Below are 13,398 nucleotides of genomic sequence, written 5' to 3' on the forward strand. Positions count from 1 at the left end.
GAAACGGGCCCGCTGGTAGCGGGCCACCTGGAGACCGCGGCGGCGGGACAACAGCGGGACAGGTCCGCGGGAGATCGGCGACGCATCCGCTCCGTGCTGTGACGGTGCGAGAACCAGAACCGATCAGTCATGTCCGAAATACGACCCGCGCCTCCGTTATCAACACGGAACTCCTACGCTTGAGCCGGCGCCTGGTGTCGAACCCTCACAAGACCCTCCGCGGGCACGCGCTCGACGCCCTTCGGAGACGGGGGAGGACCGGGCGCCCGCAAACGCCCGGCGCCTCGGCGCCCAGCCCATACGGCGCCGTCCCGCGGGGCGGTCTCAGGTACCGCCGCTCCACCGCCGGCCACGGTCCATGCCGACCGTCGACGCGGGCGACATAGGCACATCAGGAGGAACGTCATGCAGCCACCGAACCCGGGTTCGCAGGACCCGGACGCCGAGACTCGGCGGGTCGACAGCGGTGGCCAGGGCTACGGCGACGACGCCGAGACCCGGCTCGTGAACGACGGCGGCTACGCGGCGCACCCCGGTGACGAGGCGACGCGGCGCGTCGACGACGGCGCGGCAGGCGGCTACCAGCAGGGCGGCTACCAGCAGCCCGGCTACGGGTCGACCGGTGGCTACGCGCAGCAGCCGGGCGCGGGCTACGGCCAGCCCCAGTCGGGCCAGCAGGGCTACCAGCAGCCTGGATACGGCCAGCCCGGATACGAGGGCTACGGCCAGCAGAACCCGCCAGGGCAGCAGGGCTACCAGCAGACCCAGGCCTTCCCTCCGGGCTACGGCGCCGCGCCGGGCGCGGAGGGCTACGGCCAGACGGGCCAGAGCTACCAGCAGCCCGGCTACGGCGACTACGGCCAGCAGGGCTACCAGCAGACGGGTGGCTACCAGCAGCCCGGATACGGCCAGCAGGGCTACCAGACCGAGGGCTACCAGCAGCCCGGATACGGCCAGCCGGGCTACGAGGGCTACCCGCCCGGCGGCGGCTACCCGGGCGGCCCGGGGGGCCCCGGCGCGCCCGACCCGAACAAGCGCCGCAACATCATCATCATCGCGGTGGCCGCGGCCGTGGCACTCGCCATCGCGATTCCGGTCGCGCTGGTCGCGACCGGCGGCTCCGACGACAAGCCGTCGCCGCCCGTCGCCTCGGGATCGTTGACCCCGTCCGCCTCCACGAGCCCCAGTGCCAGCCCGTCACCGGCTCCGACCAGCGCGTCGGCGTCGCCGTCGGCGTCCCCGTCGGCGAGCTCCGGCGCGCTCACGGCGGCGCAGTCGGCGCTGCTCGCGAAGCTGGACCCGACGACGATGACCGACTGTGAGGCGAACCCGGGCGGCGAGGACGAGGACATCGACGCCTCGCTGTTCTGCACCGCCGACAACGGCCAGCTCGTCGCCGCCTACCACTATGTGGACGCCTCGCACCTCGACAACGACGTCGAGTTCCGGAAGACGCAGGTCGACGACCAGGGTGACTGCGCATCCGGTGACCCCGACATCTTCACGTGGAATTTCAAGGAAGGTCAGACCGAGGGCACGGCCCTTTGCTACTACTACGAGAACAGTTTTTTCATCTTCTGGACCTATGACCGCGATCAGGTCTCGTTCATGGCGCTGAACGACAACGCCTCCGCGCTGTACGAGTGGTGGGCCAAGTTCGACCCGATCCCGCGAGGCTGAGCGGCCGCCGGCATCCGGCGGCGGCACCCGGATCCCGCCGGGCTCCCGCCGGATGCCCAGCGCCCGCCGCGGACGGCCCGTCACCGGCGCAACAGGGCCCTGGTCGGGACGCCTCGGGACGATCCGGCGGAACCGTGTGCCTACCCTGTGACGCGCGGCATCATCAGCATGGTGCCATCATCCGTCCCGGCAGCATCTATTCCGGCCAGATCCCCTCTCGGGAGGAATCGTGCCCAGCCATGGCCCCGGCGACGACGGCGTGTCGCCCGTCCCTGAGCCGCCGGCAGGCCCGCTCTCGTCGCGTGACGACGCGCAGACCGCCGCGGACATCGAGGACGAGCTGGACAGCACGCAGATACTGAGGCCGGACGGCGCGCGGACCGGCCTCTCGCTCAGTGCCCCGCCACCCGGCGAACCGGGGTGGACCGGACCGCCTCCGGGCTCGCCGGTGCCTCCGCGTGGTCCGGTGTCGTTCGGCGGCGGTCCCGCTCCCGGTGGCTTCCCTGGTCTGCGCCCTGGTCCGCACGCCGGTCCGCAGCCGCCCGCGCAGGGAGGACCGGGCGGGCCGAGATGGCCGCCTGCCGGCACGGGGCCCGGCACCGGCTACCCACCCCACTCCGGTGACCGTGGCTTCCCGCCCCCGCCGCCGGTGCCACCCGGCCAGGGCGGGCCGCCCCGGGGGCCCGGGTCGCCAGGCCCGGCTGTGCCGCCCGGGCAGTTCGGACCACCGGCGCCGCACGCGCCCTACGGCCAGCCGCCGCCCGGCCAGGCCCCGTACGGCCAGCCACTGCCACCCGGCCAGGTCCCGCCCGGGCAGCCCGGGCAGCCGCCGTATGGCCAGTCGCCTTACGGGCAGGTGCCGGCCGGCCGGCCGCTGTACCGGCAGCCGGCCCCGTACGGGCAGCCCGGGCCGGACCTCCCGCCGATCCCACCGGGCCAGGGGAACCCGCCCAGAACGCCCTTCCCCCCAGGACCGGCCGACCCACCAGGACCCGCCGGCGCTCCCACCGGGTGGGCCGACTCCCCCGGTGGCCCCGGTGCCGCGGAGGACCCCGGGCCCGCAGCGTCGCCCACGCCGGCCGAGGCCCAGGTCAAGCCGCCGGACGACGAGCTGACCTACCGGCTCGCCCCGCCGGGGCCGCCCCCCGCCGTCCCGGACCGGGCAGACTCCCCCGCCGGGGACGGCCCCGGGTTGACGGCCGACGCCGACGCCGGCCGCGCCGAGAGCACTCGCCACGAGCCGGCCGCCCACGCGTCCGACGACGGGAACCGCGAGGACCGGTCTTCCGGGTTCCCGCCCCTGACCGGGCCGCATCCGCTGCCGCCGCCGCCCAGGGAGTCGTTCACCATGCGACGCCCGATGCTGCCGCCCCCCGGCCGTATCACGGACGGGCCCGTCTGGCCGGTGCCGCCGCCCAGCTATCTCGACTCACCGTCCGGCGGCGGTCTGCTGCCGGCGATCCCGCCCGACATCACGATGACCAGGGACGGCGCGGCCGGCGACCCCCCGCCGGGGTCCGGCCGCTCGCCGGAGTCCGAGTTCTCATCCGGGTACCCGGCCGGCTCCGACTTCTCGGCCGGCTCCGGGTACCCGGCCGGTTCGGAGTACCCGTCCGGATCGGGGCTCCCGCCCGTCGGCGACGGTGGTCAGGTGCCCGAGCCGGCCGGCCGGCCGAGCCGCGGCGTGATCATCATTGCCGCCGTGGCCGCCGTGATCGTGATCGGCGCGGTCATCGGCATCGTGCTGGCGACCCGCGGGGACGACAGCGCCGAGACGACCGCCACCTCGATCCCTCCCGCGGCCGCGGGCGTCCCCACGGACGTCCCCGGTGAAGCCCCGGCGGGGCAGGAGCAGCCGGCGCCGCAGACCAGCAGCCCCGAGGACACCCTGCGCTCGCTGCTCAACCCGGTCACGATGACGGGCTGCGAGACGCCGCCGGTCAGCGACGGCGCCTACGCGGACGCCACGCTGCAGTGCGTGGGCGCCGAAGGCGTGACGGTGACGGCCTACCACTTCCCGGACCACTCCGCGCTCGACCGCCAGATCGGGGCACGCGAGACCTACTACACCGATGTCGGCAACTGCGACAACGGCCAACAGAGCTCCGAGGAGTGGAACTCGCCGCTGGAGCCCAACGGCGGGTCGCGGCTGTGCTACCTGTTCGCCCAGCGCTTCATCACCTTCTGGACCATCGACGATGACCTGGTCGCGTTCTCCGCGTCGGATTCCGACCCGAAGCGGCTGGTCACCTGGTGGCAGACGTTTGACCCCATCCGCCGATGAGGCGGCTCCTGCCGGCGGGCGGGCGGACGCGCGTCCTGATCCCCGGCGGGCTGGCCCTGGCCGCCGTCGCCACGGCGGGCGTGCTGATCGCCCGCGCGGCCGGCGGGCCGTCCACCTCGGCTGAACCGGACACCGGGAGATCACAGCCGCCGGCGACGGTCTCCGCGCCACCGGGCCCCCGGGGCACGAGTACCTCGCCCGAGCCGGCGGACCTGGACGGCCCTGAGCGCGAGCTGGCGGCCCGACTGTCCTCGTTCGAGATCACCGGCTGCCGGGGGGCGACCACCGAGGCCGCCGCCCCGGGCGGATCGGGCGACCCGGCCGACCCGCGGGCGGCCGGCGTCCAGGCCGCGCTGCGGTGCGTGCCGGGGGTGGCGGCCTCCGGGGCGCCGCCGGCAGACGTCCTCGTGCTCGGCTACATCGATGAGGCGGCCGTGGCCTCCGATGCGGCCCGGCGCGCGGCGGCGATCGTGGACGGCGGCTCCTGCGAGGCGGGCCAGACCAGCACCGAGGCGTACCTGCTGCCGTCCCGGCGCACGGGCACCTTCGTCTGCCAGGCCGCCCCCGGCCGCTTCGCCGCCTACTGGACGATCGACAGCGAGCGGGTGGCGTTCGTCGCGCAGAGCGACGACCCGGCCGGGCTGATCACCTGGTGGCGCGGCTTCGACCCGCTCTGAGCCGTGGCCCGGTGGTGATCCGGTCAGCCGCCGGAGCGGCGGCGGCCGTCCGCCGCCTCGGCCAGCTCGTACAGCGTGGCGTGCACATCCTCGACCCGCGGGACGTGTGAGAGGACCATCCGCCCACGCTCGCCAGCGCTCTCGATGGAGAGCGTCCCCGCGCTGAGCATCCGGTCGAGCAGGCTCTGCTCATAGGAGACGTCGTTGAGCCAGACGAGCGGGATGTCGCGCCCGGATCGGGTCACGATCCCCTCACGGATCATCAGCCGCTCGGTCGTGATCACATAGTGGGTGGTGATCCAGCGCAGCCAGGGGGCCGCTCCGAAGTACCCGATGGCGGCCAGCCCCAGGGCGAGGATGAGGTACTGGACCGCCTCACGCAGGAAGCCGTCCGGAACGAAGAACACGCCGAAGGTCGTGAGGGCGAGCGCGGCGACGACGGAGAATGCCGGCACCACCAGGCTGCCCCAGTGCGGGTGCAGGTGGAGGACCACATCTTCGTCGTCGGTCAGAACGTCGTCGGGGAACGCCACCGCCTGATCGTCGCATCCCGGACGACCGCGGCACACCGGTGGGCCGCCCCCAGCTGGCACAACACAGCCGTCGTCAGCGCAGATGGACGATGTCGGCGGCACTGAACGCCTGCCCGTCGACGATGAGCCGGCCGAGCTCGTCGACGTCGGTCGCCGTGCCGTGCGTGGACGTCCCGTCCGGAAGCTCGACGCGGACCCGCCGGCCCAGCGTGGCGCACGTGTCGCGGTACTCCCCGCGGGCCCGCTCGGGCGCCGCCTCCCACCGGCCCAACGCATCGACGAGGTCGGTCAGCAGGGCGCCGAGCAGGGCGGAGCGGTCCAGGCGGGCGGGGTCGGCGCCGAGCAGCAGCAGGCTGGTGGAGCGCGGCGGCAGCTCCGCGGCGCGGGCGGTGACGTTCAGCCCGAACCCGATTACGGCCGCCGGCGGCACAGCAGGGCTCGGCGCCAGCTCCACGAGAATGCCGGCGAGCTTCGCCCCGTCGACCTGCACGTCGTTCGGCCATTTCAGCACCGCGGGCACGCCCGCGTACCTGCGCAGCGTGCGTACGAGCGAGGTGCCGACGACCATCGGCAGCCAGCCGAGCCACCGGGGCTCGATCTCGGGGCGCACCAGCACGGACACCATGAGCCCGGCGCCGGCCGCTGACTCCCAGGAGCGGTCGAGCCGCCCGCGGCCCGCGGTCTGCCGCTCGGCGGCGAGCACAAGCCCGGCCGGGGCACCGTCCGTAACCGTGGGCGGGCGGGTGACCGCGGGCAGTCCCACCGCGCCGGGCAGGCCGCGGGCGATCCGTCCGAGCTCGGCGTTGGTCGAGTCGATCTCGTCGACGACGGCGAGCGCCAGCCCGAGGCGGGCGGCGAGCGGGCGGAGAGTGTCGGTGTCCAGCGGCCGTCGTGCCCCTGGCGGCACCGCCGGGGCTGGGCTGTGACCTGCGACAGGGGGCGAGATGGCCGGCTCGACAGGGGCCGTTCGCCGCCCGGGGGATTCGGCGGGATGCACTGGCACGGGACCACCTTCCCAGAGGCATGGTGAGACGGTCTCCACATCAATCGAGCACGTGGACCACCGACCGCCGTACGCTTCGCGGTATGGCTCTCCCGGCTTCCCCGCAAGAACCGACGCCCGAACCGCACAGCACAGCCGGCCGCCTCGCCCGGCTGCAAGCGGTGACCGACGAGGCCGTCCATGCCGGTTCGCAGCGCGCGGTGGACGCGCAGCACGCCAAGGGAAAGATGACGGCCCGGGAGCGGATCGAGGCGTTCCTCGACCCCGGCTCGTTCGTGGAGACGGACGCGTTCGCGCGCCACCGCTCGCACGACTTCGCGATGGACCGCAACCGCCCCTACGGCGACGGCGTCGTCACCGGCTACGGCACGGTGGACGGCCGCCAGGTCTGCGTCTTCAGCCAGGACTTCACCGTCTTCGGCGGGAGCCTGGGCGAGGTCTTCGGGGAGAAGATCGTCAAGATTATGGATCTCGCGCTCAGGACGGGAGTGCCGGTCGTCGGTATCAACGACTCCGGCGGCGCGCGGATCCAGGAGGGCGTCGTCTCGCTCGGCCTGTACGGGGAGATCTTCTACCGCAACGTCATGGCGTCCGGCGTCGTGCCGCAGCTCTCGCTGATCATGGGCCCGTGTGCGGGCGGCGCGGTGTACTCACCCGCGATCACCGACTTCACGCTCATGGTCGACCAGACCAGTCACATGTTCATCACCGGCCCGGACGTGATCAAAGAGGTCACCGGCGAGGACGTCGGCATGGAGGAGCTGGGTGGCGCCACCACCCACAACTCCCGCAGCGGCGTCGCGCACTTCCAGGCCGCGGACGAGGCCGACTGCCTGGAGCTGGCCCGCGCCCTGCTGTCCTACCTGCCGTCGAACAACATGGACGAGGTGCCGGCCTACACCGAGGTCGCCGACGTCGAGGCCGAGGTCGACCCGGAGCTCGACACGTTCATCCCGGATTCGCCGAACACCCCGTACGACATGCACCATGTGATCGAGCGGATCCTGGACGAGGAGGACTTCCTCGAAGTCCACGCCCAGTTCGCACAGAACATGATCGTCGGCTTCGGGCGCATCGACGGCCGCTCGGTCGGCGTCGTCGCCAACCAGCCGATGCAGTTCGCCGGCACCCTGGACATCGACGCCAGCGAGAAGGCCGCGCGCTTCGTGCGCACCTGCGACGCGTTCAACATCCCGGTGCTGACGTTCGTGGACGTTCCCGGCTTCCTGCCGGGAACGTCGCAGGAATGGAACGGCATCATCCGGCGCGGCGCCAAGCTCATCTACGCCTACGCCGAGGCGACCGTTCCCAAGGTGACGGTCATCACACGGAAGGCCTATGGCGGCGCCTATGACGTCATGGGTTCGAAGCATCTGCGCGCCGACATCAACCTGGCGTGGCCGACGGCCGAGATCGCCGTGATGGGTGCCCGCGGCGCGGTGAATATCATCTATCGCCGCGAGCTCGCCGGCTCGGAAGCGCCCGAGCAGCGCCGCAGCGAACTGATCCAGGACTACACCGATCATTTCGCGACGCCGTACATCGCCGCGGAGCGCGGATACCTGGACGCCGTCATTCCGCCGTCGGTGACTCGGCGCGAGGTCATCCGGGCGCTGCGCCTGTTGCGCACCAAGCGCGCGACGCTCCCGCCGAAGAAGCACGGCAACATCCCGCTGTAGGCCGCGGCATTCCGCCGGAGCCGGGATCGCGGGACCGAACGACCAAGGACCGAACGACAAAGGACCGAGGAGGAACGGCCGGTGGCCGACAGACCCGACGAGCTTCCCGGCCGGGCGCACCTGCGGCTGGTCCGCGGGGACGCGACCCCGGAGGAGATCGCCGCGCTCGTGGCCGTCCTGGCCGCACGGTCGGCCCCGGCCGCGCCGCCCGCACGGGTCAGGTCCACCTGGGCCGACCCGGCGTTCCGCCTGCGCGGCGGGGTCGCGGCCGGGCCCGGTGGCTGGAGCCGGTCGGCCCGCACGGGCGGCATACGCTTCCCCGCGGGCGGGTGACCAGACAAAACCGATCATGGCGTCGACGGCGGGGCAGGTCTTTCCCACCCTCGCCGGCAGAGCCGGAATGGCAAAGAAGAAATATGGTGCGGCCCGACTCGCCTAGACTCAGGCCGGACGAGGACGGGAGGAACGTGCGTAAGATCCTCATCGCCAACCGGGGGGAAATTGCCGTCCGGGTGGCGCGGGCCTGCCGCGACGCGGGATATTCAAGCGTCGCCGTGTATGCGGAGCCCGACATCGACGCCATGCATGTCCGGGTCGCGGACGAGGCGTACGCGCTGGGCGGGACAACGCCCGGCGACTCGTACCTGAGAATCGACAAGATTCTTCAGGCGTGCGAGCTCTCCGGCGCGGACGCGGTGCACCCCGGCTACGGTTTCCTCTCCGAGAACGCGGATTTCGCCGAAGCCGTGATCTCCGCCGGGCTGACCTGGATCGGCCCGCCGCCCGAGGCCATTCGCCGGCTCGGTGACAAGACCGCCGCGCGCCACATCGCGCTGGCCGTCGGCGCCCCGCTCGCCCCGGGCACCGCCGACCCGGTCGCCGGGGTCGACGAGGTGGTCGCGTTCGCGAACGAGCACGGCCTGCCGGTCGCCATCAAGGCCGCCTTCGGCGGCGGCGGCCGTGGGCTCAAGGTCGCGTGGAGCGCCGAGGAGCTGCCCGAGCTGTTCGAGAGCGCGGTACGCGAGGCCGTCGCGGCCTTCGGCCGGGGCGAGTGCTTCGTCGAGCGCTACCTCGACCAGCCCCGCCACGTCGAGACCCAGATCCTGGCCGACACGCACGGCAACGTCGTCGTCGTCGGCACCCGGGACTGCTCCCTGCAGCGGCGCTACCAGAAGCTCGTCGAGGAGGCGCCCGCGCCGTTCCTCACCGAGGCGCAGAACACCGCCCTGTACGAGGCGTCCAAGTCGATCATCCACGAGGCCGGCTACGTCGGCGCCGGCACGGTGGAGTTCCTCGTCGCCAAGGACGGGATGATCAGCTTCCTCGAGGTCAACACCCGGTTGCAGGTCGAGCACCCGGTGACCGAGGAGACCTCCGGCGTCGACCTGGTGCGGGCCCAGTTCCGCATCGCCGAGGGCGAGGCCCTCGACCCGGTCGACCCGACCCCGCGCGGCCACTCGATCGAGTTCCGCATCAACGGCGAGGACCCGGGTCGCAACTTCCTCCCGGCGCCGGGCACCGTGACCACGTTCACGGCTCCGGCCGGCCCCGGGGTCCGCCTGGACACCGGCGTCGAGAGCGGCAGCGTCATCGGTGGGGCGTTCGACTCGCTGCTCGCCAAGCTCATCGTCACCGGGGCGACCCGCCAGGAAGCCCTCGAGCGGGCCCGGCGCGCCCTCGACGAGATGGTCGTCGAGGGCATGGCCACCGCGCTGCCGTTCCACCGCGCGGTCGTACGCGACCCGGCGTTCGCGCCGGAGGCGGCGGACGAGCCGTTCCGGGTGCACAACCGCTGGATCGAGACCGAGTTCGACAACACGATCCCGCCGTTCGCCGGCGGCACCGACGCCGACACCGAGACCGACCCGCGGGAGACCGTGGTCGTCGAGGTCGGTGGCAAGCGGCTGGAGGTCGTCCTGCCCGCCGGGTTCGGCGCGGGCGGCGGCGCGGCCGTCTCCGCCGGTGCCGCGGCACCCAGGCGGCGCTCGGCGAGCAAGGCCGCGGCCAAGGTCACCGGCGACGCGCTGACCAGCCCGATGCAGGGCACCATCGTCAAGGTCGCGGTCAGCGACGGCGACACCGTCGAGGCCGGCGACCTGATCGTCGTCCTCGAGGCGATGAAGATGGAGCAGCCCATCAACGCGCACCGGGCCGGGACCGTCGGCGGGCTCGCGGCAGCGGTCGGGGCTGTCGTGACCAGCGGTGCCATTCTCTGCGAGATCAAGGACTGACCGAACGACGCCCACCGGCGGCGTTCCCCGGACGGGGAGCGCCGCCGCCGCCGTTTCCGACACGGCCGCGATGGCGGTGGCGGCCATCCGCGATCAGCGCCGGCCCGATCGTCCTGGACTCCGATCCGATCACTTTGGGCTTCATATCGATCACAGTGGGCGGCGGCTCGATCGCGGTGGGCGGCGCACCGGCCGCGGTGCGGAACGCTCCCGCCGGGGTGCTCCGATCGGGTGCGCCGCACGGTGGTGTCGCGTGGTTCGGGGCGCCGAAGCTCCGCCACACTCTAGGCACAGGTCCAGGTGAGGACGATGCCGTCCGATCAGCGACGTCGCGGGGCGCCAGACGGCTCGCGCGCGGCGATCCGGGCCGTTGTCATGGCCGCGGGTTCTGCCGCCCTGGCGCGAGGAGACGCGCATGCCCGACACCGATCTGCTGCTGGTCCGGCACGGCGAAGCACACTGCGACACCGCGGGCATCGCCGGCGGCGATCTCGGCTGCACCGGCCTGACCAGGCGAGGACGTTCCCAGGCAGAACGAGCCGCCCGCCGGCTGACAGTCATGCACACCATGGAACGCCGGGTGGACGCGGTGTACGCCGACCCACGCCGCCGGGTCCGGGAGACCGCGGAGATCATCGCGGGCCGGCTGCGGATGCCGGTGATCCTCGAACCCCGGCTGGCCGAGGCCGGCCACGGCAGCGCCGACGGCCAGTCCTGGACCGACATCCGGACCACGTTCGGCGGCACGCCCGCGGACCGGCCCGACGACCCGGTCGCCCCCGGCGCGGAAAGCTGGAACCACTTCGTCGACCGGGCGGCCGCTGGGCTGCGGCACATGGTGGAGCGCCACCGCGGCCAACGAGCCCTGGTCGTCACGCACGCGGCGACCGTCGAGGTGGCGCACGCGACGATGCTCGGGCTGCCGCACGACCCCGACCCGCGGGCCGCGTTCGTGCTGGCGCACGCGTCCATCACCTGGTGGTCGCACCGCACCTCGGAGACCGGCCCGCCCCGGTGGCATCTGGTGTGGCACAACTCCACCGCGCATCTGGCCCACAGCCTGTTCGACCGGGACGTCGAGCCCGCCGTCCGGACGCGCCGTGACGTACGGCGGCCGCCGGGCCGTCCGTAGGCTCTAGCCCGTGACTCCTCCGACGGTTGGAGCCGTCGGCTTCTCAGGCCGCTTCCGCGGCCTGACGGGCCAGCCCGACCCGAAGAATGTTGACCGCCGCGTTCACGTCGGCGTGCGCGGCGTGTCCGCAGGCGACACAGGTGAACGCGGCCTGTGTTCTGCGGTTGTCGGCGTGGCAGTGCCCGCACGCCGCGCAGGTGCGGGAGGTGTGGGCGGGGTTGACCTCGACGACCACCCGTCCGGCACTTTCAGCCTTGGCGCGCAGCACGGCGAGGAACACCCCCCATCCCGCGTCAAGGATCGACTTGTTCAGCCCGGATTTGGCGGCCTGACCGTTCGGGAGGAACGCCCCCGACTGGTCAGGGTCGGGCTTCGGTTCGGCCCTGCGGGTCATGTTGGTGACCTTCAGCGCCTCGACGGCGATCAGATCATGCTCACGGACCAGCCTGAGGGCCGCCTTGTGGGCGAGATCGAGTCGCTGGCGGCGCACCGTGCCGTGCAGCGCCGCGACCGTGGCGACCGCCTTCCGGCGCCGGGTGGACCCACGCTTCTTGCGGGCCAGTTCCCGCTGCGCCCGCGCGAGCCGGCCGGCCGCCGCCGCGAGGTAGCGGGGGTTCCCGACGTGGCGGCCGTCGGAGAGGGTGACCAGCGACGCCACACCCAGGTCCGCCCCGACCACCACCCCGGTGGCCGGGAAGGGCTCAGCGGGCACGTCGTCGCAGGACAACAGCACATACCAGCGGCGGCCTTCCCGCTTCAGGCTGATCGTCTTGACCGTGCCGGCCACGGGCCGATGCTGGTTGACCCTGACATGTCCGATGCCCTGCAGTCGGACCCGGGTCTGGGCGGGATGCCCGGGCTGGGAGTCCCAGCGGCAACCATCACCGTCCTTCGGCCACTCCACCGTGTCGAACCGGCCCGCGCCCTTGAACCGCGGGTAGCCGGGCGTCGCGCCCGCCCTGACCCGGCGGAAGAACGCGGCCATCGCCTTGTCGAGCCGGCGCAGGGTGGCCTGCTGAGAGGAGAACGACCAGCGGCCCTGGTCCGGGTCACAGGCGCGGATCTCCTTCAACTGGGCGGACTGGTCGCCGTAGCGGATCGTGGTCTTCGACGGGTGACGCCAGGCGTCGCGGCGTTCCTGCAACGCGGCGTTGTACAGCGCCCGGTGGTCGCCGAGCATCACGCTCAGCGCCGCGGCCTGCCGGGCGGTCGGGCGAAGCTGGAACCTGAAGGAACGTCTCACCGGGCGTGCTCCTTGCGCCACGGCCACTCGTACCGGGTGTCGACGTACCGACGGACCGTGTCCACGGACACCACACCGACAGCGGCCACGACATACGACCCTGACCACAGAGTGGGAAGCCGGGACCGCAGGTCCCCGAACTCCGCACGCAGCACATACGAGGAGAAACCCTTGAGCTGGTTGGCGACATACGACAGGGAGTGCTTCGAGTGAGCCCTGACGGACAGGTACACGTGGTCGGGCATGACGTCCAACGCGATGACCGACCCGGCGAGCACACGACGGCGGTACTTCGAGCACCACACGACGTGGCACCCGAGGTCATAGACGCCACCCGCGCCCACCATCGCCCACCGGACCATGATCCAAGTATGCCAGTGCCGCACATCCATCAGGGCTACGATCCGTACCCGATCCCCCTGACGCCTGAAAGCACCAGCCCCCTCCGGAGCGCCTGATGGACGGCCAGGGAGAGCACCCCGCAACCGACACCCCACCCGACGGGGACGCGGCCCGGGCCCGGCCCGGCGGCCAGGAGCAGCAGCCAGGTGACGACGGGACGATCGCCCCGTCCCCCGACCGGGAGACTCCCCCGCTGGCGGGGCGGCTGCACTACCTGATCGGCGGGACACTCCCGCCCCGCTACAACGACTGGGTCTCGAACGACCTGACCGGCCCGGGCTGGCGGCTACGCCAGGCGTTGCGCCCGTTCCTGCTCATGCTGCCGTTCGCGATCATGTTCGCGCTGCTGCCCGGCCAGTTGAGCGTGCGGCTCACCCTCGTCGTGTTCCTCCTGCTCTCGGGGATCGGCCTCGGCTTCGCCACCAGCGGCTTCTTCCGCAACCGCCGCTTGGAGCAACACGGCTTCCCGCCCGTCTTCACCATCTCCGAGGACTAGCTCCGGACGAGCCCCGCCCCGGGCGAGCGCCGCCCGGC

The 13,398-nt window shown here is 72.8% G+C and carries 12 protein-coding genes; 8 read left to right on the plus strand and 4 right to left on the minus strand.

The genetic code is table 11. From position 1 onward, the window contains the following. Nucleotides 1-405 precede the first annotated feature (405 nt). From FRANEAN1_RS29235 to FRANEAN1_RS29245, 3 genes are all read left to right on the plus strand, one after another. On the plus strand, nucleotides 406-1,680 hold the full coding sequence (locus FRANEAN1_RS29235) for a hypothetical protein (protein WP_020463352.1): 1,275 nt from the start codon (nucleotides 406-408) through the stop codon (nucleotides 1,678-1,680). Nucleotides 1,681-1,909: 229 nt separating this feature from the next. After that, entirely contained in the window at nucleotides 1,910-3,964 is a 2,055-nt protein-coding gene (locus FRANEAN1_RS29240) for a hypothetical protein (RefSeq protein WP_157472838.1), read from the plus strand. Continuing rightward, on the plus strand, nucleotides 3,961-4,641 hold the full coding sequence (locus tag FRANEAN1_RS29245) for a hypothetical protein (RefSeq protein WP_020463354.1): 681 nt from the start codon (nucleotides 3,961-3,963) through the stop codon (nucleotides 4,639-4,641). Before FRANEAN1_RS29240 ends, FRANEAN1_RS29245 begins: the two co-directional genes overlap by 4 nt. 23 nt (nucleotides 4,642-4,664) lie before the next feature. Here FRANEAN1_RS29245 and FRANEAN1_RS29250 read toward each other — a convergent pair whose 3' ends face one another. Next, nucleotides 4,665-5,174: a PH domain-containing protein gene (locus FRANEAN1_RS29250; protein ID WP_041254904.1), complete on the minus strand. Its 510-nt coding sequence runs from the start codon at nucleotides 5,172-5,174 to the stop codon at nucleotides 4,665-4,667. A 73-nt stretch (nucleotides 5,175-5,247) separates the two neighbouring features. Then, on the minus strand, nucleotides 5,248-6,177 hold the full coding sequence (locus FRANEAN1_RS29255; protein ID WP_020463356.1) for a biotin--[acetyl-CoA-carboxylase] ligase: 930 nt from the start codon (nucleotides 6,175-6,177) through the stop codon (nucleotides 5,248-5,250). An 83-nt stretch (nucleotides 6,178-6,260) separates the two neighbouring features. Between FRANEAN1_RS29255 and FRANEAN1_RS29260 the strand changes: the two genes are divergently transcribed. The 4 genes from FRANEAN1_RS29260 to FRANEAN1_RS29275 all read left to right on the plus strand — a co-directional run bounded on the left by FRANEAN1_RS29260 (nucleotide 6,261) and on the right by FRANEAN1_RS29275 (nucleotide 11,219). Continuing rightward, entirely contained in the window at nucleotides 6,261-7,856 is a 1,596-nt protein-coding gene (locus FRANEAN1_RS29260) for an acyl-CoA carboxylase subunit beta (protein WP_041254905.1), read from the plus strand. An 81-nt stretch (nucleotides 7,857-7,937) separates the two neighbouring features. Then, nucleotides 7,938-8,189 (plus strand): acyl-CoA carboxylase epsilon subunit, encoded by a 252-nt coding sequence (locus FRANEAN1_RS29265; protein ID WP_020463358.1) that lies wholly within the window; start codon nucleotides 7,938-7,940, stop codon nucleotides 8,187-8,189. Nucleotides 8,190-8,323: 134 nt separating this feature from the next. Next, entirely contained in the window at nucleotides 8,324-10,087 is a 1,764-nt protein-coding gene (locus FRANEAN1_RS29270; RefSeq protein ID WP_020463359.1) for a biotin carboxylase N-terminal domain-containing protein, read from the plus strand. A 415-nt stretch (nucleotides 10,088-10,502) separates the two neighbouring features. Continuing rightward, nucleotides 10,503-11,219, plus strand: a complete 717-nt coding sequence (locus FRANEAN1_RS29275; protein ID WP_020463360.1) for a histidine phosphatase family protein — start codon at nucleotides 10,503-10,505, stop codon at nucleotides 11,217-11,219. A gap of 43 nt (nucleotides 11,220-11,262) precedes the next feature. Here the strand turns inward: FRANEAN1_RS29275 and FRANEAN1_RS29280 are convergent, their stop codons facing one another. Both FRANEAN1_RS29280 and tnpA read right to left on the minus strand, forming a co-directional pair. After that, nucleotides 11,263-12,462, minus strand: a complete 1,200-nt coding sequence (locus tag FRANEAN1_RS29280) for an RNA-guided endonuclease TnpB family protein (protein ID WP_020463361.1) — start codon at nucleotides 12,460-12,462, stop codon at nucleotides 11,263-11,265. Further along, nucleotides 12,459-12,824, minus strand: coding sequence for an IS200/IS605 family transposase (gene tnpA / locus FRANEAN1_RS29285; RefSeq protein ID WP_041256639.1), 366 nt, complete (start codon nucleotides 12,822-12,824; stop codon nucleotides 12,459-12,461). Before tnpA ends, FRANEAN1_RS29280 begins: the two co-directional genes overlap by 4 nt. Before the next feature lie 95 nt (nucleotides 12,825-12,919). Here tnpA and FRANEAN1_RS29290 point away from each other — a divergent pair, with 95 nt between their 5' ends. Beyond that, the gene (locus FRANEAN1_RS29290) at nucleotides 12,920-13,360 is read left to right on the plus strand and encodes a DUF5313 family protein (RefSeq protein WP_020463363.1); all 441 of its coding nucleotides are present in this window, start codon (nucleotides 12,920-12,922) and stop codon (nucleotides 13,358-13,360) included. Nucleotides 13,361-13,398 lie beyond the last annotated feature (38 nt).

The organism is Parafrankia sp. EAN1pec, assembly GCF_000018005.1.
Taxonomy (GTDB): Bacteria; Actinomycetota; Actinomycetes; order Frankiales; family Frankiaceae; genus Parafrankia; species Parafrankia soli.

What these genes read in the sequence shown, in the direction of transcription:
- tnpA (WP_041256639.1), bottom strand. Translation starts at nt 12,824, where the DNA reads ATGGTCCGGTGGGCGATGGTGGGCGCGGGTGGCGTCTATGACCTCGGG.
- FRANEAN1_RS29235 (WP_020463352.1), top strand. Translation starts at nt 406, where the DNA reads ATGCAGCCACCGAACCCGGGTTCGCAGGACCCGGACGCCGAGACTCGG.
- FRANEAN1_RS29290 (WP_020463363.1), top strand. Translation starts at nt 12,920, where the DNA reads ATGGACGGCCAGGGAGAGCACCCCGCAACCGACACCCCACCCGACGGG.
- FRANEAN1_RS29260 (WP_041254905.1), top strand. Translation starts at nt 6,261, where the DNA reads ATGGCTCTCCCGGCTTCCCCGCAAGAACCGACGCCCGAACCGCACAGC.
- FRANEAN1_RS29245 (WP_020463354.1), top strand. Translation starts at nt 3,961, where the DNA reads ATGAGGCGGCTCCTGCCGGCGGGCGGGCGGACGCGCGTCCTGATCCCC.
- FRANEAN1_RS29275 (WP_020463360.1), top strand. Translation starts at nt 10,503, where the DNA reads ATGCCCGACACCGATCTGCTGCTGGTCCGGCACGGCGAAGCACACTGC.